This is a genomic window from Methylobacterium mesophilicum, assembly GCF_022179445.1.
Classification (GTDB): Bacteria; Pseudomonadota; Alphaproteobacteria; order Rhizobiales; family Beijerinckiaceae; genus Methylobacterium; species Methylobacterium mesophilicum.
In genome coordinates this window covers 260743-278498 of sequence record NZ_BPQU01000003.1, presented here as the reverse complement: position 1 = coordinate 278498, position 17756 = coordinate 260743, and the positions used below count along the sequence as shown (strand labels likewise).

General features: G+C 69.1%; 19 protein-coding genes. 10 read left to right on the top strand and 9 right to left on the bottom strand.

Annotated elements, in window-relative coordinates; translation table 11 throughout:
- The first annotated feature begins 25 nt into the window (after positions 1–25).
- From MFF40_RS05795 to ureG, 7 genes are read left to right on the top strand one after another with little or no spacing between them, the layout of a single operon-like run.
- The gene (locus tag MFF40_RS05795; RefSeq protein WP_147855853.1) at positions 26–322 is read left to right on the top strand and encodes an AbrB/MazE/SpoVT family DNA-binding domain-containing protein; all 297 of its coding nucleotides are present in this window, start codon (positions 26–28) and stop codon (positions 320–322) included.
- On the top strand, positions 319–735 hold the full coding sequence (locus tag MFF40_RS05790; protein WP_187277800.1) for a type II toxin-antitoxin system VapC family toxin: 417 nt from the start codon (positions 319–321) through the stop codon (positions 733–735). Before MFF40_RS05795 ends, MFF40_RS05790 begins: the two co-directional genes overlap by 4 nt.
- A 5-nt stretch (positions 736–740) precedes the next feature.
- Entirely contained in the window at positions 741–2468 is a 1728-nt protein-coding gene (gene ureC / locus MFF40_RS05785) for an urease subunit alpha (protein ID WP_238259896.1), read from the top strand.
- Between the two features lie 33 nt (positions 2469–2501).
- The gene (locus tag MFF40_RS05780; RefSeq protein ID WP_147855856.1) at positions 2502–2987 is read left to right on the top strand and encodes a DUF29 domain-containing protein; all 486 of its coding nucleotides are present in this window, start codon (positions 2502–2504) and stop codon (positions 2985–2987) included.
- A gap of 4 nt (positions 2988–2991) precedes the next feature.
- A complete protein-coding gene (locus MFF40_RS05775) occupies positions 2992–3558 on the top strand; it encodes an urease accessory protein UreE (protein ID WP_238259940.1) in 567 nt (188 codons plus the stop codon).
- Positions 3518–4234, top strand: a complete 717-nt coding sequence (locus tag MFF40_RS05770; RefSeq protein WP_378994890.1) for an urease accessory protein UreF — start codon at positions 3518–3520, stop codon at positions 4232–4234. Before MFF40_RS05775 ends, MFF40_RS05770 begins: the two co-directional genes overlap by 41 nt.
- Positions 4235–4243: 9 nt before the next feature.
- Positions 4244–4861 carry an urease accessory protein UreG gene (gene ureG, locus MFF40_RS05765; protein WP_147856786.1) on the top strand — a complete coding sequence of 206 codons (618 nt, stop codon included), beginning with the start codon at positions 4244–4246 and terminating at the stop codon, positions 4859–4861.
- 20 nt (positions 4862–4881) lie between these two features.
- Here the strand turns inward: ureG and MFF40_RS05760 are convergent, their stop codons facing one another.
- From MFF40_RS05760 to MFF40_RS05740, 5 genes are all read right to left on the bottom strand, one after another.
- Positions 4882–5106 carry a hypothetical protein gene (locus MFF40_RS05760; protein WP_147856787.1) on the bottom strand — a complete coding sequence of 75 codons (225 nt, stop codon included), beginning with the start codon at positions 5104–5106 and terminating at the stop codon, positions 4882–4884.
- Between the two features lie 133 nt (positions 5107–5239).
- Positions 5240–6013 (bottom strand): ABC transporter permease, encoded by a 774-nt coding sequence (locus MFF40_RS05755; RefSeq protein WP_147856788.1) that lies wholly within the window; start codon positions 6011–6013, stop codon positions 5240–5242.
- Positions 6010–6927, bottom strand: a complete 918-nt coding sequence (locus tag MFF40_RS05750; RefSeq protein ID WP_147856789.1) for an ABC transporter permease — start codon at positions 6925–6927, stop codon at positions 6010–6012. The genes MFF40_RS05755 and MFF40_RS05750 overlap by 4 nt, the downstream gene beginning before the upstream one ends.
- A 52-nt stretch (positions 6928–6979) precedes the next feature.
- Entirely contained in the window at positions 6980–8035 is a 1056-nt protein-coding gene (locus MFF40_RS05745; RefSeq protein WP_238259894.1) for an ABC transporter ATP-binding protein, read from the bottom strand.
- 4 nt (positions 8036–8039) lie between these two features.
- Complete coding sequence (locus tag MFF40_RS05740) at positions 8040–8726, bottom strand: Crp/Fnr family transcriptional regulator (RefSeq protein WP_147857045.1); 687 nt, start codon at positions 8724–8726, stop codon at positions 8040–8042.
- A gap of 246 nt (positions 8727–8972) precedes the next feature.
- On the opposite strand from MFF40_RS05740, the gene MFF40_RS05735 reads away from it, so the two are divergent.
- Positions 8973–9884, top strand: coding sequence for a UDP-3-O-acyl-N-acetylglucosamine deacetylase (locus MFF40_RS05735; protein WP_238259892.1), 912 nt, complete (start codon positions 8973–8975; stop codon positions 9882–9884).
- A 9-nt stretch (positions 9885–9893) separates the two neighbouring features.
- On the opposite strand, the gene MFF40_RS05730 is transcribed toward MFF40_RS05735, so the two are convergent.
- Positions 9894–10949 (bottom strand): HD-GYP domain-containing protein, encoded by a 1056-nt coding sequence (locus MFF40_RS05730; RefSeq protein WP_308447698.1) that lies wholly within the window; start codon positions 10947–10949, stop codon positions 9894–9896.
- Between the two features lie 331 nt (positions 10950–11280).
- Between MFF40_RS05730 and MFF40_RS05725 the strand changes: the two genes are divergently transcribed.
- The gene (locus tag MFF40_RS05725) at positions 11281–13146 is read left to right on the top strand and encodes an ABC-F family ATP-binding cassette domain-containing protein (protein WP_238259888.1); all 1866 of its coding nucleotides are present in this window, start codon (positions 11281–11283) and stop codon (positions 13144–13146) included.
- Between the two features lie 166 nt (positions 13147–13312).
- Here MFF40_RS05725 and MFF40_RS05720 read toward each other — a convergent pair whose 3' ends face one another.
- The 3 genes from MFF40_RS05720 to MFF40_RS05710 all read right to left on the bottom strand — a co-directional run bounded on the left by MFF40_RS05720 (position 13313) and on the right by MFF40_RS05710 (position 16473).
- Positions 13313–13519 (bottom strand): hypothetical protein, encoded by a 207-nt coding sequence (locus MFF40_RS05720; RefSeq protein ID WP_238259886.1) that lies wholly within the window; start codon positions 13517–13519, stop codon positions 13313–13315.
- Between the two features lie 313 nt (positions 13520–13832).
- Entirely contained in the window at positions 13833–14402 is a 570-nt protein-coding gene (locus MFF40_RS05715; protein WP_147855496.1) for a hypothetical protein, read from the bottom strand.
- A 739-nt stretch (positions 14403–15141) separates the two neighbouring features.
- The gene (locus MFF40_RS05710; protein ID WP_147855495.1) at positions 15142–16473 is read right to left on the bottom strand and encodes an MFS transporter; all 1332 of its coding nucleotides are present in this window, start codon (positions 16471–16473) and stop codon (positions 15142–15144) included.
- A gap of 194 nt (positions 16474–16667) precedes the next feature.
- On the opposite strand from MFF40_RS05710, the gene MFF40_RS05705 reads away from it, so the two are divergent.
- Positions 16668–17732, top strand: a complete 1065-nt coding sequence (locus MFF40_RS05705) for a WcbI family polysaccharide biosynthesis putative acetyltransferase (protein WP_238259885.1) — start codon at positions 16668–16670, stop codon at positions 17730–17732.
- The last annotated feature ends 24 nt before the right edge of the window (positions 17733–17756 follow it).

Sequence of the window (17756 nt, the reverse complement as noted above, 5' to 3'; positions counted from 1 at the left end):
CCGGGCATACGGTAAGGAGGCCGAGATGAAGGCGACGGAGGCCACGCTGACGTCGAAGGGGCAGGTGACGGTGCCGGCGTCGCTCCGCCGGGCGCTGGGCGTGAAGGCCGGCGACAAGCTTGTCTTCACGCAGGATGCGCACGGACGCTTCCTCGTCGAGGCACGCACGGACGCGCTGGCTGCGCTTCGCGGTATCGTCGGCCGTGACACCTGCGATCCGATCGCGCCGGTCGACGGCGCGCGCGTGGCCGACTGGATCGAGGCGAGCCGCGGCGCCCGCTGGGAACGGACGCACGACGATTCCCAGGACGACGAGGCGTGATCGGGCTGGACACGAACGTGCTGCTGCGGTGGCTCGTGGACGAGACGGTGTGGCCGGACGACGCGCCGGAGCAGACTGCGCTCGCGACGGAAGCTCTGAGCCGGCGCGACGCTCAGTTCTTCGTCAACGCGGTCGTGCTTGCCGAGACCGTCTGGATCCTGGCGCGGCCCCTGCGCCAGAAGAAAGCCGCCCTCGTCTCGGTGATCCGCCGCTTGCTCAACGCGTCGAATGTCGTCGTCGATCACCGCGAGGCGGCCGAAGCCGCCCTGTCAGCCTGGGCTGGCGGAAAGGGCGACTTCGCCGATCACCTCATCGGCGCCATCAACCGCTCCGCCGGCTGCCTCACGACGCTGACCTTCGATCGGAAGGCCGAACCCGCGGACGCCTTCACGCGCTTGCGCCGGGAGCCCTGATATTCATGGCCAACACGCCCAAACCCGCCGCCCTCCCCCGGGCCGCCTACGCCGACATGTTCGGGCCGACCACGGGCGACCGCATACGCCTGGCCGATACCGCCCTCGAGATCACGGTCGAGCGTGATTTCACCACCTACGGCGAGGAGGTGAAGTTCGGCGGCGGCAAGGTGATCCGCGACGGGATGGGCCAGAGCCAGGTCACCAACGCGGCGGGGGCCGTCGATACGGTGATCACCAACGCGGTGGTGCTCGACCATTGGGGCATCGTGAAATGCGATGTCGGCATCGTGCGGGGCCGGATCTTCAAGCTCGGCAAGGCCGGCAACCCCGACGTGCAGCCCGGGATCGACATCGTCGTCGGGCCCGGCACGGAGGTGATCGCCGGCGAGGGCAAGATCCTCACGGCGGGCGGGTTCGACAGCCACATCCACTTCATCTGCCCGCAGCAGATCGAGGAAGCTTTGTGCTCGGGGGTGACCACGATGCTGGGCGGGGGCACCGGGCCGGCGCACGGCACCTTCGCCACCACCTGCACGCCGGGCCCCTGGCACATCGCCCGGATGATCGAGGCGGCCGACAGCTTCCCCATGAACCTGGCGTTCGCCGGCAAGGGCAACGCCTCTCGGCCGGAGAGCCTGGTCGAGATGGTCCGGGCGGGGGCCTGCGCGCTGAAGCTCCACGAGGATTGGGGCACGACTCCGGCAGCGATCGACACCTGCCTGTCGGTGGCGGACGCTCACGACATCCAGGTCATGATCCACACCGACACGCTCAACGAGTCGGGCTTCGTGGAGGACACGATCGCGGCGTTCAAGGGCCGCACGATCCACGCGTTCCACACCGAGGGCGCGGGCGGCGGCCACGCACCCGACATCATCAAGGTCGCTGGGCTGCCGAACGTCCTCCCGTCGTCCACGAACCCAACACGCCCATACACAAGAAACACCATCGACGAGCATCTCGACATGCTCATGGTCTGCCACCACCTCGACCCGTCGATCCCCGAGGACCTGGCCTTCGCCGAGAGCCGGATCCGGCGCGAGACGATCGCGGCCGAGGACATCCTGCACGATATCGGCGCGCTCTCGATGATGTCGTCGGACAGCCAGGCCATGGGGCGCGTCGGCGAGGTCGTGATCCGCACCTGGCAGACCGCCGACAAGATGAAGCGGCAGCGCGGCGCGCTCGCGGGGGACGCCTCCGGCACCGACAACCTGCGCGCCCGGCGCTACGTCGCGAAATACACGATCAACCCGGCCATCGCGCACGGCGTCTCGAAGCATATCGGCTCGGTGGAGCCCGGCAAGCTCGCCGACCTCGTGCTCTGGACACCCGCCTTCTTCGGCGTGAAACCCGATCTCGTGCTGAAGGGCGGCAGCATCGCGGCCGCCCCGATGGGCGACCCGAACGCCTCGATCCCGACGCCCCAGCCGGTGCATTACCGCCCGATGTTCGGCGCCTACGGCCGCGTGCCCTATGCGACGGCCCTGACCTTCGTGTCCCGGGCGGCGGTGGAGGACGGGTTGCGGGAGCGGCTCGGGGTGCAGAAGCAGCTGGTCGCCGTGGAGAATGTCCGCGGCGGCATCTCCAAGAAGAGCATGGTGCTCAACGATGCCACGCCGGTGATCGAGGTCGATCCCGAGACCTACGACGTGCGGGCCGACGGCGAACTCCTGGTCTGCGAGCCGGCCGAGGTGCTGCCGATGGCGCAGCGCTATTTCCTGTTCTGAGCTATCGTGGCGCGAACGAACAGGAGGCCGGACATGGCGAAGGCCGCGCTGAAACCACCACCGAGGGCCGACCTCTACGAGACCGACTTCTTCCTCTGGACGCAGGCCCAGGCCGATCTGCTGCGCGCCCGCCGTTTCGACGAGCTCGACCTGGACCATTTGATCGACGAGGTGGCGAGCGTGGGCGCCAGCGACAAGCGCGAGATCCGCAACCGTCTGACCGTTCTGCTCACGCACCTGCTGAAGTGGAAATACCAGCCCGGCCTTCGCTGCAGCAGCTGGAAGGGAACGATCGCGGAGCAACGCAACGGGCTGGCCGAACTTCTCGATGCCAGCCCGAGCCTGCGCCGCTATCCCGGCGACGTCTTCGCGGTGTGTTACATGTCCGGCCGCCGCAAGGCATCCGAGCAGACGGGGATCGATTTCACCCTGTTCCCGGAGCAGCCGCCGTTCACCCTTGAGAACGCGCTGGCCGATGGCTTCCTGCCGAAGGAGCCCGATCTCATTGACCAATCCTGAGTTCATGATCCGCGCCACCCGAATCCTCCGCCGCGAGCACCTGTCCGGGGGCGAGATCGTCGACCGGGTGGTCCTCGATTCCGGCGAGCGTCATCGCCGCCGCGTCGGCATGCGGGGGCAAGGGGGCCTGCGGTTTCTGCTCGATCTGCCGGAGGCGGTCGTGCTGGACGACGGCGATGCCCTGGTGCTGGAGGATGGCCGCCTGGTCTGGGTCGAGGCCGCGCCGGAGCGCCTGCTGGAGATCCGCGCCGCCAGCGAGCACGCCTTGAGGCGGTTGATCTGGCACATCGGCAACCGGCATATCCCGGCCGAGATCGGCGCGGAGGCGGTGTGGATCGCCGACGACCACGTGCTCGCCGACATGGTCCGGGGGCTCGGCGGGACGGCAGAACCCGTGGAGCGCCCGTTCCGGCCGGAGGGGGGAGCCTATTCCGGCGGGCACGCGCACGGCCATGGGCATGGGCACGGGGATGCGCACGGGCATGGGCACGGGGATGCGCAGGGGGATGCGCACGGGGATGCGCACGGGGATGCGCACGGCCCGCATCATCACCACCATGCCGATGGCTGAGACGCTGGCGGCACTCCGGCTGATGGCGTGGCTGTCGCCCGGGTATCCGGTCGGAGCCTACGCGTATTCGCACGGCCTGGAATGGGCCGCCGAGACCGGCGACGTGCAGGACGAGCCGAGCCTCGCCGCGTGGTTGGCGGACGTGTGCGAGCACGGCGCCCTGCGCAACGACCTGATCCTGGCAGCCCACGCCCATCGGGCGGCCGGCGCCGCCGAACCGGACGGAATCGCCGCGATCAACGATCTCGCCCTGGCCCTGGCGCCGTCGCGCGAATTGCATCTGGAGACGAGCCAGCAGGGTCGCAGCTTCCTCGACGCAACCCTGGGCGCCTGGCCCTGCGAACGGCTCTCGGCGCTGGCCGGCCGGCTTCCGGGACCGGTCGCCTATCCGGTCGCGGTCGGCGCGGCCGCGGGCGCGCACGGCATGGCACTGCCGCCGACGCTTGCGGCCTACGCCCTCGCCTTCGTCCAGAACCTCGTCTCGGCGGCCTTGCGTGCGGCCCCGGTCGGTCAGGCCGCCGGCACGCGGGTGGTCGCGGCGCTCGCACCCCTCCTGGTCCGGCTCGCGGAGGCGGCGCACGACGCGGATCTCGACGCGATCGGGTCTGCCACCATCCGGCTCGATCTCGGCTCGTTCCGGCACGAGACCCAGTATTCCCGCATCTTCCGATCCTGAGAACGCAGCATGACCTCCTCGAACGGCCCGCTCCGCGTCGGCATCGGCGGCCCCGTGGGCTCCGGCAAGACCGCCCTGATGGAGCAGCTCTGCAAGCGCTTCCGCGACCGCTACGAGATCTGCGCGATCACCAACGACATCTACACCAAGGAGGATGCCCGGATCCTGACGGTGGCGGGCGCGCTGCCGGAGGAGCGGATCCTGGGCGTCGAGACCGGCGGATGCCCGCATACGGCGATCCGCGAGGATGCCTCGATCAACCTCGCCGCGGTCGCCGAGATGAGCCGGCGCTTCCCGAAGCTCGACCTGGTGCTGATCGAATCCGGCGGCGACAACCTTGCGGCAACGTTCTCACCGGAACTCGCCGACATCACCCTCTACGTGATCGACGTGGCCGGCGGGGAGAAGATTCCCCGCAAGGGCGGTCCCGGCATCACCCGGTCGGACCTGCTGATCGTCAACAAGATCGATCTCGCGCCGCTGGTCGGCGCCGACCTGTCGGTGATGGAGGCCGACACGAAGCGGATGCGCGGCGCCCGGCCCTACGTCTTCGCATCCCTGCGCGGCGGCGATGGTGCGGACGCGGTCGCGCGGTTCATCGAGGAGGCCGGCGGCCTCGGCCGTTAGCCCTTCCGACGTTGCGCGTACTAGCGCCCGGCCTCCGCCGAGCGGGACCGGGGGGCCGCCCGGGGCGACAGGCCCATCAGGGAATCGAGGCGGCTCATCCGGGCGTCGAAATCCTTCAGCGCAGCTTGGCGCGCCTTGACGGCGGGGCTGGGCGATGGCTGCGCCTGCGCGCGGGTCGGGCGGGCCTGCGCCGCCGGGGCCAGGAGGAGTGCTGCCAGGGAGATCGTTGTCAGGGCACGGATCATGACGGTGGTCCCTCGGGGAACGGCCGCTTCAGCAGCCGAATCCCGGCAAGCCTATGATCCACCGGCGTGGGGCTGCGTGCGCGGGCGCACCTGGCGCGCGGCTGGGACCGTCTCCCGCGGGATGAATCGGCGCTCAGGCGTTCGCGCGTCGGACGGTCAGCCAGGAGGCCAGCAGGACGAACGTGCTGACCAGTACGACGAGGATCGTCGAGGCGGCATTGATCTCGGGATTCACCCCGAGCCGAACCTGGCCGTAGAGCCGCATCGGCAGCGTGGTCGAGCCCGGGCCCGAGACGAAACTCGCGATCACGAGGTCGTCGAGCGAGAGCGTGAAGGCGAGCAGCGCGCCGGCCAGCACGGCGGGCGCGAGCAGCGGCAGCGTGATCGTGAGGAACACCCGCAACGGACCGGCACCGAGATCGGCGGCCGCCTCCTCAAGCCCACGGTCGAGGCCGCGCAGGCGCGCCGCCACCACGACGGCGACGAAGCCGGTGCAGAAGGTCGCGTGCGCGATCACGATGGTGGCGATGCCCCGGTCGATGCCGATCCCGATGAACATCAGCAGGAGTGACAGGCCGATCATCACCTCCGGCATCACCATCGGCCCGAAGATCAGTCCGGTGAACAGCGCCCGCCCGCGGAAGCGGCCGTGGCGTTCGAGGGCCAGAGCCGCCAGGGTTCCCAGGATGGTCGCGATCAGGCTCGTGAACAGCGCGACCCGCAGGGAGACCCACGCCGCCGCCATCAGCGGCGCGTCGGCCAACAGGGCGCCGTACCACTTCATGGAAAATCCGCCCCAGACGGTGACCAGTTGCGAGGCGTTGAACGAGTAGACGACCAGAACCAGGATCGGCGCGTACAGGAACATCAGCCCGATCGTCAGCGCCGTACGGGTCACCCAGGTCACGGACGGCCCTCCCCGCCGGTGCGCAGGCTGTCGCGGAACAGCACCACGGGCCCGATGACGATGGCGAGGATCAGCACCGCCACGGCCGATGCGAGCGGCCAGTCGCGGTTCGAGAAGAACTCGCTCCACAGCACCCGGCCGAGCATCAGGGTCTCCGAGCCGCCCAGGAGATCCGGGATCACGAACTCGCCGACCATCGGAATGAAGCAGAGCCCGGCCCCGGCCGCGATCCCGGGCAGGCTAAGCGGAAGGGTCACCGACCAGAACACCCGCGTCGGCGAGGCGCCGAGATCCGCCGCCGCCTCGCGCAGCGCGGGATCGAGCCGGTTCATCACCGCGTAGAGCGGCAGCACCATGAACGGCAAGTAGGCGTAGACGAGACCGATGAGAATCGCGGCATCGGTGTTCAGGATGATCAGCGGCTCGGAGACCAGGCCGAGGCGCAGCAGGATCAAGTTCAGCAGTCCCTCGGGTTTCAGGATCGCGATCCAGGCGTAGATCCGGATCAGAAAACTCGTCCAGAACGGCACCACCACCAGGGCGACGAGGAGCGGCTGCCATCGCGACGGCGCCCGGGCCAGCGCGTAGGCGAGCGGCGTGCCGAGGGCGACGAGGATCAGGCTGGACGCCGCGGCGTAGGCGAGCGAGCCGAGGGCGGCATCGCGGTAGAGCGTGTCGGCGGCGAGCGTCGCGTAATTGTCGAGGTTCAGGGCTTCGAGGAAGGACGACCAGCCCTCGATACCGCCCTGCCAGTCGAAGACCGGCAGGTAGGGCGGGATCGCGGTGGCCGGCTCCGACAGACTGATCTTGAGGGTGATGGCGACGGGCAGCAGGAAGAAGGCCGACAGCCAGAGCAGCGGCGGCAGGCGCACGAGCCGGTCGAACAGCCGCTTTCCGGGCGCCTTCACCCTCATGGCTGCCGCTCCAGGGTCCCGGCCGGGCGGGCCCGGGTCATTGCAGCGCGCATCATGCCGGCAGGATCACGGCGTCGCTCGGGGCGAAGCCGGCGCGGGTGTCCGAACCCGCGGATTCCCGCTCGCCGCCCGGCCTGGCACTCGACCGCAGCAGAGTGCCATCGGGCAGGCGCAGCGTGCGGCGCAGGCGGTCGCCGAGAAAGGTCGCGTCGGCGATCGTCACCGGCAGGCCCTCGGCGCCGAGGACGAGGTCTTCCGGGCGCACGGCGACCACGACCGAGGCGCCCTGGGGCAACGAGTTCGCGGCGGCGCGGACCGGCCCGTGGGCGGTCTGCACCGTGCGGGTGTCGCCGGGCTCGGCGGGTCCCAGCCGGCCCGGGATGAGATTCACGTCGCCGAGCAGGCCTGCCACGAAGCGGCTGGCCGGGCGGCGGTACAACTCGGCCGGGGTCCCGACCTGGGCGAGCCGGCCATGCTCCATGACGCCGACGCGGTCGGAGAGCATCATCGCTTCCTCGGGATCGTGCGTCACCACCACGAAGGCGGTGCCGAGGCGGCGCTGCACGGCGCGCAGCTCGGCCTGGGTCTCCTCGCGCAGGCCCCGGTCGAGGGCGCCCAGCGGCTCGTCCAGGAGCAGCAGCTTCGGCTCGCGGGCGAGCGCCCGGGCGAGCGCGACCCGCTGGCGCTGCCCGCCCGACAGGGTGTCGGGGCGGCGATCCCCGAAACCGTCGAGGCGGACTAGGCGCAGCAGCTCCGTGACGCGGGCCGTGGCGGCAGCCCGGCCCAGTCCCTTGAGGCCGTAGCCGACATTGCCGGCCACGCTCATGTGCGGGAACAGCGCGTAGGACTGGAACATCATGTTCACGGGCCGCCGGTGCGGGGGCAGCGCCGTGAGGTCCTGCTCGCCGAGGCGAACATGGCCGGAACTCGGGATCTCGAAGCCCGCGATCATGCGCAGGAGGGTGCTCTTCCCGCATCCGGACGGCCCGAGCAGGCAGAAGAACTCCCCGGGCTCTAGCGTGAGGTTCACCGCATCGACGGCGAGGTGGCTGCCGAAGCGCTTGGTGAGATCCTCCAGCCGCAGGCGCAGCGCCGGTGCGTCGGCCAAGGCGTCAGGAATCCTCGCGCAGCGCCTCGGCCACGCGCGCCTCGAGGAGATCGGGCCGGCGCAGCACCAGGGCGCCGCGGGTGCGGTCGACCAGGCCCTCGGCCGCCATCGCGGTGAACTCGCGGGTGACCTGCTCGCGGCGGCAGCCGATCCGGGCGGCCAGCACGTGGTGGTAGGGCGGCGGCGACACGACCCGCTCGCCGGAGGTGCCCGACCGCGGGACCGAGAGGCGCAGCAGCTCGGCATAGAGCCGGTGCTTCAGGTCCAGGAGCGCGTGCTCCATCAGCCGGGTGTTGAGTTCGCGCACGCGCTTGGCCAGCAGCCGGAACAGCCGGTCGGCGATCGCCTCGGAGGCGAACACCATCTGGCGGAACACCGCGGCCGGCACCACGCAGACCTCACCGCGGGTCAGCGCCGTGACGTTGGCCGAGCGGCCGATCCCGTCGATGGCGGCGAGCTCGCCGAAGAAGGCCCCGCCGCGCATCTCGCCGAGGATCACCTCCTTGCCGGACTGGGTCCGGTTCAGGATGCGGACCTCGCCCGTGGCGATGAAGTAGACGTCCGTGGAGATGTCGTCGAAGTCGACCAACACCTCGTTCTCGTCGAAGCGGCGCCAGTGGCAGCGGGTCTCGAACGGACCGAGCTCGATGCCCGGATCCTTGAAGAAGGGTATCGTCCCCAACCGCGCCATCGATCCTGTCCCTTCGGCCCCAGCCTCCGTCCCTGTCCTGACGGGTGCCGACCAGCAACTGTGGGGACGGAAGCAGCCCGCATCTTGGAGCGGCGCGCCGACCCGGCCGCGCGCCAGCGATGAGGCGAAATCGATGGTGACGGTCACGCGCGGGCCGGTCAAGCCGCGCTTGGCTGAACAGGAGTTTATTAGCGGGAATCGGTGGAGAGGGATAATTTCCCGCGCCTCGGCGCCAGACGATTCGCAATGCACCAGACGTTCGACATCGCTCATCCCTTCGCCGGCTCGTTCAGCCCGCTCGTCCGGCGGCAGGCGACATTGTCCGATGCGTTCGAGCGCTCCGGCCACAGCTTGCATTCCGGCCGCTATGCCAGGGTTCGCGTCTGCCCGGCGCCTGCGGGACATGGCATCGTCTTCCGCCGCCGCCTGAATACGGGGGAGGCCGTCGATGTTCCGGCCCTGTGGCAGTTCCGGGTATCGCAGCCGCTCTCGTCTGCGATTCGGCGGGACGGGGTGCTCGTGCGCACGATCGAGCACCTGATGGCGTCCCTGCACGCGCTCCGGGTCGACAACGTGCTGGTCGAGATCGACGCGGACGAGCTGCCGATCTTCGACGGGAGCGCGACCCCCTGGTGCGCGGCGATCCGGGATGTGGGTCGGACCGAGCAGCCCGCCCCCTGCCGGGTGCTGCGGATGCGCCGGACGGTCACCGTCGCGGATGGGCGGCGCCTGATCCAGATCGGGCCGGGCCTCGGATTGCACGTCACCGGCCACGTCGCGCTCGCCCATTTCGGCTCGCTCGACTGGTCCGGCGTCATCACGCCGGAACGCTTCGTGCAGGAGATCGCGCCCGCGCGCAGCTTCGGACGGTACGTTCGGGCCATGGCGGGACGCGCCTACGGCTACGCCGTGGGCGAGGATTTCCTGCAGGGCGTCTCCACGCGCTCGGCGGCACTTCTCTGGCGGGGACGCGTCATCGGAGGGATGCGCGTCCCGGCGGAGCCCGTCCGCCACCGGATCCTGGACCTGGTCGGCGACCTGATGCTGGTGGGGCACCCGGTGGAAGGCCATGTCGCGGCGTTCCACACCGGCCACGAGCTGAACCACGCGCTGGTCCGGGCACTGATGCGCGAGCCCACGGCCTGGGAGCTGGTCTGACGGCGCGCCTCAGGCCGAGGCGCGCAGGGTCGTCTGGTCGCACGCGACCACCACCTGGCGGAACGCCCGCAGGAGGTCGGCATCGAGCTTGGGGCCCATCGTTCCCAGGATCGCGTAGGCCTCCTGGATCGGCTTCGGCGCCTTGTAGGGCCGGGCCTCGATCAATGCCGCGAAGATATCGCAGATCGTGATCAGCCGGACGAGGTCGGGGATCTCCTTCGCCCGAAGCCCGTCTGGGTAGCCGGAGCCGTCGAGATATTCGTGATGCGAGCGGACCACGGCCAGCGTTCCGGCATCGTAGCCGCCATCCGCCAGCATGTCGTAGCCGATGGCCGGATGCCGATCCATCTCCAGCCGCTCCGCCGCATTGAGCGGAGCGGGCTTGTTCAGGATCGCGAGCGGGATCCGGGCCTTGCCGATATCGTGCAGCAGCGCGCCCTTGGTCAGGTGATGCGTATCCGTTTCGTTCAGGCCCAGGCTCTGCGCGAAGGCCGCGGCCAGGCCGGCGACCGTCAGGCAGTGCCGGTGGGTCACGTCGTCGAAGCCGGCCACCACGTTCAGCCAGTCGCGGACCTTCGCCTCGCGGATCGCCCGGTTGATGATCGTGGTGCCGGCATCGACGATGGCGGCCGCCGGCGTCGTGTCCGCACGGAAGATCGCCCGGAAGGCGGACCGCGCCTCGTCGGCGCGGCGGCGCAGCGCGACGCCGTCATCGGGTCCGCCTCCGGCCGCGCTCAAAGCCGCGACGGCGCTGGCCAGCAGGGCGTTGGCCGCGGAGGCCGGGAGGATCCGCGTGGCCCCGAGGGCGGTCGCCTGGATCTCGCCGCGCCCGAGATTGCCGTGGATCAGCGCCAGGAACGGCGTGGCCTTGTCGCGCGCCACGGCCAGCGTCCGGCGCAGGCGCAGCACGGCGTCGGAAGTCAGCGCGCTGACATCGCTGATCACCAGGTCCGCCCCCCGGGGCGGCTCCGCATCGCCGTAGAGGTCGTGGAGGACGAGGCTCGGGCCGCCGCCCAGATTGCGCGCTAGGCGCTCGCCGCGGCCGAGATCGTCAGTCAGGATCACGGTGCGACCCAAAACACCTCTCCCATCACGGCGCCCAACTGGCGCGCACCCCGGCAGACTTGCATCCGACGCCAGGCCCCGGGCCCGCGACGGTATTACCGCCTCAAAACGGACATTGATCGGTTCGAACGACGGACGCTGCACAGTCACCGGAGAGACTTCGCACAATCATCGGAGAGTCATGCGATTCCGTTAAAGCGGGTTCTACCGATTTCGCCATCGCGCCCGCTGATCGACGATGGGGTCCTGCGTCGGCTCGCCCGGGCCTCCGGGGCGCAGCCACAGCGTCAGGGTGCTTGCCTCCCCGCGTCTGGACCGCCAGAACGCCGCCATGCTGCGCGTCCATGACCTCACCTACCGCATCGGCGATCGCCTGATCCTCGATTCCGCGAACTTCTCGATTCCCGAGGGCGCGCGCGTGGGTCTCGTCGGGCGCAACGGCGCCGGCAAGACCACGCTGTTCAAGGCGATCCTCGGCGACCTGCCGGTGGACGCGAAGTCCGTTTCCCTGCCCAAGGGCATGCGCATCGGCGCGGTCGCCCAGGAAGCCCCGGCCGGCCCCGAAACGCTGCACGCGGTGGTGCTCGCCGCCGACACCGAGCGAGCCCGGCTGATGGCGGAGGCCGAGCATGCCGACGGCCTGCGCCGGGCCGAGATCGAGACCCGGCTGGTCGATATCGGCGCGCATTCGGCGCCGGCCCGCGCCGCCGCGATCCTGCACGGGCTCGGCTTCGATGCGTCCGCCCAGGCGCGGCCCTGCGCGGACTTCTCCGGCGGCTGGCGGATGCGCGTGGCGCTTGCCGCCGTGCTGTTCTCGGAACCCGACCTCCTGCTCCTCGACGAGCCGACCAACTACCTCGACATCGAGGGCACGCTCTGGCTCTACGACTACCTGGAGCGCTACCCGCGCACCGCGATCATCATCAGTCACGACCGCGACCTGCTGGACACCAGCGTCGATCACATCCTGCATCTCGACCGCGGCAAGCTGACGATCTACCGCGGCGGATACACCAGCTTCGCCAAGCAGCTCTCCGAGAAGCGCATGCTGCTCGCCAAGGCCAAGGTGAAGCAGGATGCCGAGCGCGCGCATCTGCAGAGCTTCATCGACCGGTTCAAGGCGAAGGCCACCAAGGCCCGGCAGGCGCAATCCCGGGTGAAGCGGCTGGCCAAGATGGAGCCGATCGCCGCGCTGATCGAGGACGACGTGCCGGTGATCCACCTGCCGAGCCCGGAAAAGCCGCTCTCGCCCCCGATCGTCTCCATGGAACGGGTCAAGGCCGGCTACGGCGACCGCGTCGTCCTCAGCGGGCTCGACCTCAACCTCGCGCCCGACGACCGGGTGGCGCTGCTCGGCGCCAACGGCAACGGCAAGTCGACCTTCTGCAAGCTGATCGGCGGCCGGCTCGGGGCGATCGCCGGGGAGATGCGGCGGTCGTCCAAGATGGAGGTGGCGTATTTCGCCCAGCACCAGCTCGACGAGTTGCGCCCGGCCGAGAGCGCCTACGCCCATGTGCGGACGCTGATGCCGGACGTGCCGGAGGCGAAGGTGCGCTCGGCCACCGCCCGGCTCGGCTTCGGCGCCAACAAGGCCGACACGCCGGTGGAGAAACTCTCCGGTGGTGAGAAGGCGCGGCTTCTGATGGGGCTCGCGGCCTTCCACGGCCCGCACCTGCTCATCCTCGACGAACCGACCAACCACCTCGACATCGAGAGCCGCCAGGCCCTGGTCGAGGCGATCAACGACTACGAGGGCGCCGTCATCCTGGTGAGCCACGACCGCTTCCTGGTCGAGGCCTGCGCGGATCGCCTCTGGCTGGTGGCCGACGGCACCGTGAAGACCTTCGACGGCGACATGGACGATTACCGCCGGTTCGTCCTATCCGGCCCGGAGCGCGAGGACGCACGCGAGGTCGAGCCCGCAGGCGGCCAGAAGGCCGAGGCGCGCCGCGCCGGGGTCGAGCGCCGGGCCGCCCTCGCGCCGCTGCGCAAGCGGCTCGAAGGGATCGAGGCGCGGATGGCCAAGCTCACGGCGGCGATCCAGAAGATCGACGCGGCGCTCGAGGACGGCACGGCCTTCCGGGAGAACGCGGCCAAGGCGGGGGAGATCGCCAAGATGCGCTCCGACGCGGCGGACGCCCTCGCTGCCGCCGAGGAGGAGTGGCTGAACGTCAGCGCCGAGATCGAGGCGGCGTGAGGCACTGCTTCCAGGACTGATCACGAAAGTCCCGGTTTCAAAAGGTCTCCGACCTTTTGCGGGTCCAGGGCAGAGCCCAGGTGTCGGGCTTGGCCCGATGCCTCAGGGGCTCCGCCCCCGAACCCCGCCAAAGGGCTCGCCCTTTGGGATCCCGATCCTGGGCGCCCTAGACTGAGGCTTCGAGGGCGCGCACCGGGATGTCCACGCCCTGATCGATCTTCGCCTGCGGCACCGTCAGCGGCGGCGCGATGCGGAACACGCCGCCCATACCCGGCAGTTGCACGATGTTCATGCTGAGGCCCAAATCCAGGCGGCGCCGCGTGATCGCATCACCCAGCTCCGGTGCCGGCACCTTGGTCCGGCGGTCGGCCACGATCTCCATCTCCTGAAGCAGGCCGCAGCCGTGCAGGTCACCGAGGGAGGCGAAGCGCTGCTGCAGCGGACGCCGGATTGCCGCCCCGGCCGAAGTTCGGCCTCGTGATCCGCTGCGACGAACGCCGCGCAGCAGCGCTGGCCCGGGCCTTCGCGGCGCATCTGCGGACCATGGTGCCGCCGCTCTGCCCGCGGCGGCTTCGCGCGGAACCGCTGCGGTCTGGTTCAGGCCGGACGGCGGAAACCGGATCCCTGGCGGACGGCGCCCGTCGAAGGCCGTTCGAGCACGCAGCCGACCGGCCCGGACGGCGGCATCAGCGCGGCGGAAACCACTGATCCGTCACCTTCGGCCACAGCGAAACGATCTTCTTGTTGTCGACGTTGATCCAATGGATATCCGTGCTCGGATGCTCGGCCTTGAAATTCTGATAATGAACGTCGTTGCACATGAGATAGAAGCTGATGGCAGCCATGATGCTGCTGTCGATATGCGTGATGCTGTAAAGGTAAGCATCCCATTTCGCGGCTTCTTCGACCTGCCGGACCGTCTTGCTATCGGCGATCGAGCGATCCAACGCGGTCGCCGTCGGGACAGGATCACTCGAAGGTTGTGATCCGGTCACGACGTCGCTGCGCACAGTCTCGGCCGCGCGCGTCTCGCCGGTGTGCTGCGGCTGAGGCGCGGTGGCGTCCGGAGCAGGTTGGCGTGTCCGGACCAGCGACAGGACCGCATCGGCCGTGAGCGCGTAAGTCGTCCTCGGATCGAACGCCGCCGGGATTGCAAGGTGGTTTGCCATCACGGACGCGATCCGCTCCGGCGCATCGACCAGCTGCGGCTTCAACGCGGCGGCAGAGGCAGACGCAACGGGGCTGACAGCGAACATCTTACGGGCTCCGTGTGGTGAGCTGAACACCGGCTGACAAAGACTTTCCTCAAACCTTCAACCCGGTTTCTGGAGTCTGAGCGCTCATCATTTCGCCTCGCTGCTCAGACGGCGATTTAGCTGACTCTAGAGGGCTCGATCCGTCACAAGACTTCGATCTTCGTCGTCGCCCGGCTGGCGACGCTGCCAGCCTGTGGGCTGGCAGCGTCGTTTCATGGCATCAAGAACTATCTCGGACACCAATCAAACCTGGCCTTGGGGGCCATATAGACTGTTAAGCGCGATCAAAATCTCAATCGATTGAGCGCTATCAACTTTCAATATATGGGTGCGCGAGCAACTCGCGTATACCTCCCGAAAGCGATCATCGCCGAGGGAGGGCACCGCTGAAGCGTCATGCCTCAGGCACAGGAATAAGAACGGCCGAGCATTGCCGTGTCAACAGGTGCGTTCGTTGCGAGACTCGGGCCGGAATATGCAACAACGCCGCACAGATATTCTTTCCCGCCGTACGATCATGCACCTCGAACGCGCTATAAATCGGTGGCGCGCGCGATACTGATCGTCTTGCAAAATTCAGCGGGCGTCTCTGCGTCGTGAGGAGACCGCGAGCGGACACACAAATTTCACAGCAATGCCGTCGACACGGCTGTGCGGGCGGACGAATCAACGGCGAAACCCCGTCATCCGCCCGGCGAAGTCCATTGGCCAGCGAATCGGTGCCGGCCGGTACGCCCGGTCAGGCCCGCACCGGCGCAACGCCCCGCTGCCGGCCACGGCCGAGGCCCAAGACCAGCAGGCAGCCCGCTCCCGACAGCACCACCAAGGGCAACAGGCCGAGCGGATAGCTGCCGGTGGCATCCTTGATCACGCCGAGCAGGTAGGTGCCGATGAACCCGCCGATATTGCCGATCGCGTTGATCTGCGCGATGCCGGCCGCCGCCGCCCCGGCCGAAAGCCATTCGGTGGAGAGCGCCCAGAACGGGCCCTTCACCATGTAGGTCGCCGTCACGGCGAGGCACAGGATCAGGATCGTCGGCAGCAGCTGCGTGGTCGCGATCGAGGCGGCGAGGCTCAGCGCCAGTAGGCCCAGCGGGATTGCCGTGTGCCAGACCCGCTCCCGCCGCTTGTCCGAGGAGCGACCCCACAGGATCATCAGCACCGAGGCGATGCCGAACGGGATCGAGTTCAGCAGGCCGGTCTCCAGGTTCGTCAGCCCGAACGACTTGATGATCTGCGGCTGCCAGAGCGACAGGCACTGGCTGGCCCCGGAGGCGCCCGCGTAGATCAGCGAGGCGGCGAGCACGTAGCGATTGCGCATCACTTGCCAGACCGAGAGATGCCGGGCCGGTGCCGCCTCGCCCGGGACGACGGAGGCCCGCTCGGCGGCCAGCCGATCCTGCAGCCACGCGCTCTGCTGCGGCGTGAGCCACCGCGCCTTGCCGGGGCCGTCAGGCAGGACCGCGAACGCGATGATCCCCAGCAGCACCGCCGGAACCGCCTCGAGGATGAACAGCCACTGCCAGCCGCGGTAGCCCAGCATCCCGTCGGTGTTGAGGATCGAGGCCGAGATGGGCGAGCCGAGGAAGCTCGAGATCGGGATCGCCACCATGAACACGGCCACGATCCGGCCCCGATAGGCGCGGGGAAACCAGTAGGTGAGGTAGAGGATCACTCCGGGGAAGAAGCCCGCTTCGGCGGCGCCGAGCAGCAGGCGGACCGCGTAGAACGAGGTCGGCCCGACCACGAACGCCATGGCCGCCGACACCAGCCCCCAGGTGATCATGATCCGGGCGATCCAGATCCGGGCGCCGAACCGCTCCATGGCGAGGTTGCTCGGCACTTCGCACAGCACGTAGGACACGTAGAACAGGCCGCCGCCCAATCCGAACTGCGCCGCGGACAAGCCGATATCGTGGTTCATCTGCAACGCCGCGAAGCCGGCATTCACCCGGTCCACGAACGCGATGAAGTAGGCGAGCATCAGGAACGGCAGGATCCGCCAGGTGACTCTGCGCAGGGTCGCCCGCTCGATGTCCGAAGCGGGATCCGGCACGTTTGTCGGGGCCATCTTAATCCTCCCGGCTCTATCAGCTCGGCTTGGATCAGGTACGGCCCCGCCACCAGTCCTAACACACGACAACTTTGCGTGACTGTCATAGCCTCACGGAAGGTGTTGCTTGCCGGTCGCGATACGCGCCGATAGCCGCCCCCGAGCCGTCGGCGCGGTTTGCCCGCGGCCCGCGGACATGCGAGAGAAGCGGCATGTTGACGGTGGATAGCCTTTGGCGCGCGCGGCACCGGCTTGCGCAGATCGGGAAGAAACGGACGGGCTCGCCCCGCATCCTGGTGGTTGGAGTCTGCCAGGCCGGCTCCATGGCCAAGGTGCTGCGCTTCCTGCTGCCCGACGCCCAGGTGGATTTCGTCTCGGCCTTCACGGTCACCCGGCGCTTCCCGAAGCTCGTGGACCTGATGGCGCATGCCGACGCCTACGATCACGTCTATTCCAGCATCTACCTGCCCCGGTTCAAGGACGGCGGCACGATCGAGCGGTTTCGGACGCACCCGAAGGTCCGGCTGATCCCGACCATCGTGTTCGGCGCCTACCATCCGGACCTGATCCATGTCGGCGTGCAGGATGCCGTCTCGCTCAACGGCCTGATCTCCGGGCCGATGGGGCATTCGCACTCGGCGATCACGCTGTATGCCTATCTGGCCGGCTTCTCGCAGGCGCAGGCGCTGCGGTTGTTCGCGGAACCGGTCTTCGAGCGGCTGGGCTATTTCGACCTCTGGAACGAGTCGGTCGCCTACCTGCGCGGGCTCGGCGCGCAGGCGCAGTACGATCTCGACACGCACCTGACGCGTTGGGCGCGCCGCGGCTGCTTCATGCACTCGATCAACCACACCAAGCTCTACGTGGTCGCCGATCTCGCCCGCGGGCTGCTGACAAAGTCCGGCGTCGCCTATCCCGAATGCGACCTCGACGCGTTCGTACCCGATGACCTCGGCGGCCAGGGCAGCTGGCCGGTCTATCCCGAGATCGCCGCGCATTACGGCATTCCCGGCAGCGCGCTCTTCTTCAAGGCCGAGACGCGCCGCTCGGGCCCCGCCCGCACGATGACGCGGCCGGAATTCGTTGCGGCGGCCTACGCGAACTACGACAAGCGCCCGCGCGAGGCCCTGGTCTCGCGGCGCGTCCAGGACTGGCGCAACGATCCGGCGACGGTGGACTTCTTCCGTGAGGCCGCGGGGCGGGACATCAGCCCGATCCGCCCCTCCGGACGGTCCCCGGCGCTGGCCTCCAACAGCCTGGCCGGCCACGCATCCTGATACGACGGCCTAGTTTCCCCCTCC

Coding starts and splice junctions, on each gene's coding strand:
- MFF40_RS05795 (WP_147855853.1), top strand. CDS start 26: ATGAAGGCGACGGAGGCCACGCTGACGTCGAAGGGGCAGGTGACGGTG.
- ureC (WP_238259896.1), top strand. CDS start 741: ATGGCCAACACGCCCAAACCCGCCGCCCTCCCCCGGGCCGCCTACGCC.
- MFF40_RS05780 (WP_147855856.1), top strand. CDS start 2,502: ATGGCGAAGGCCGCGCTGAAACCACCACCGAGGGCCGACCTCTACGAG.
- MFF40_RS05775 (WP_238259940.1), top strand. CDS start 2,992: ATGATCCGCGCCACCCGAATCCTCCGCCGCGAGCACCTGTCCGGGGGC.
- MFF40_RS05770 (WP_378994890.1), top strand. CDS start 3,518: ATGCGCACGGCCCGCATCATCACCACCATGCCGATGGCTGAGACGCTG.
- ureG (WP_147856786.1), top strand. CDS start 4,244: ATGACCTCCTCGAACGGCCCGCTCCGCGTCGGCATCGGCGGCCCCGTG.
- MFF40_RS05760 (WP_147856787.1), bottom strand. CDS start 5,106: ATGATCCGTGCCCTGACAACGATCTCCCTGGCAGCACTCCTCCTGGCC.
- MFF40_RS05750 (WP_147856789.1), bottom strand. CDS start 6,927: ATGAGGGTGAAGGCGCCCGGAAAGCGGCTGTTCGACCGGCTCGTGCGC.
- MFF40_RS05740 (WP_147857045.1), bottom strand. CDS start 8,726: ATGGCGCGGTTGGGGACGATACCCTTCTTCAAGGATCCGGGCATCGAG.
- MFF40_RS05735 (WP_238259892.1), top strand. CDS start 8,973: ATGCACCAGACGTTCGACATCGCTCATCCCTTCGCCGGCTCGTTCAGC.
- MFF40_RS05725 (WP_238259888.1), top strand. CDS start 11,281: ATGCTGCGCGTCCATGACCTCACCTACCGCATCGGCGATCGCCTGATC.
- MFF40_RS05715 (WP_147855496.1), bottom strand. CDS start 14,402: ATGTTCGCTGTCAGCCCCGTTGCGTCTGCCTCTGCCGCCGCGTTGAAG.
- MFF40_RS05710 (WP_147855495.1), bottom strand. CDS start 16,473: ATGGCCCCGACAAACGTGCCGGATCCCGCTTCGGACATCGAGCGGGCG.
- MFF40_RS05705 (WP_238259885.1), top strand. CDS start 16,668: ATGTTGACGGTGGATAGCCTTTGGCGCGCGCGGCACCGGCTTGCGCAG.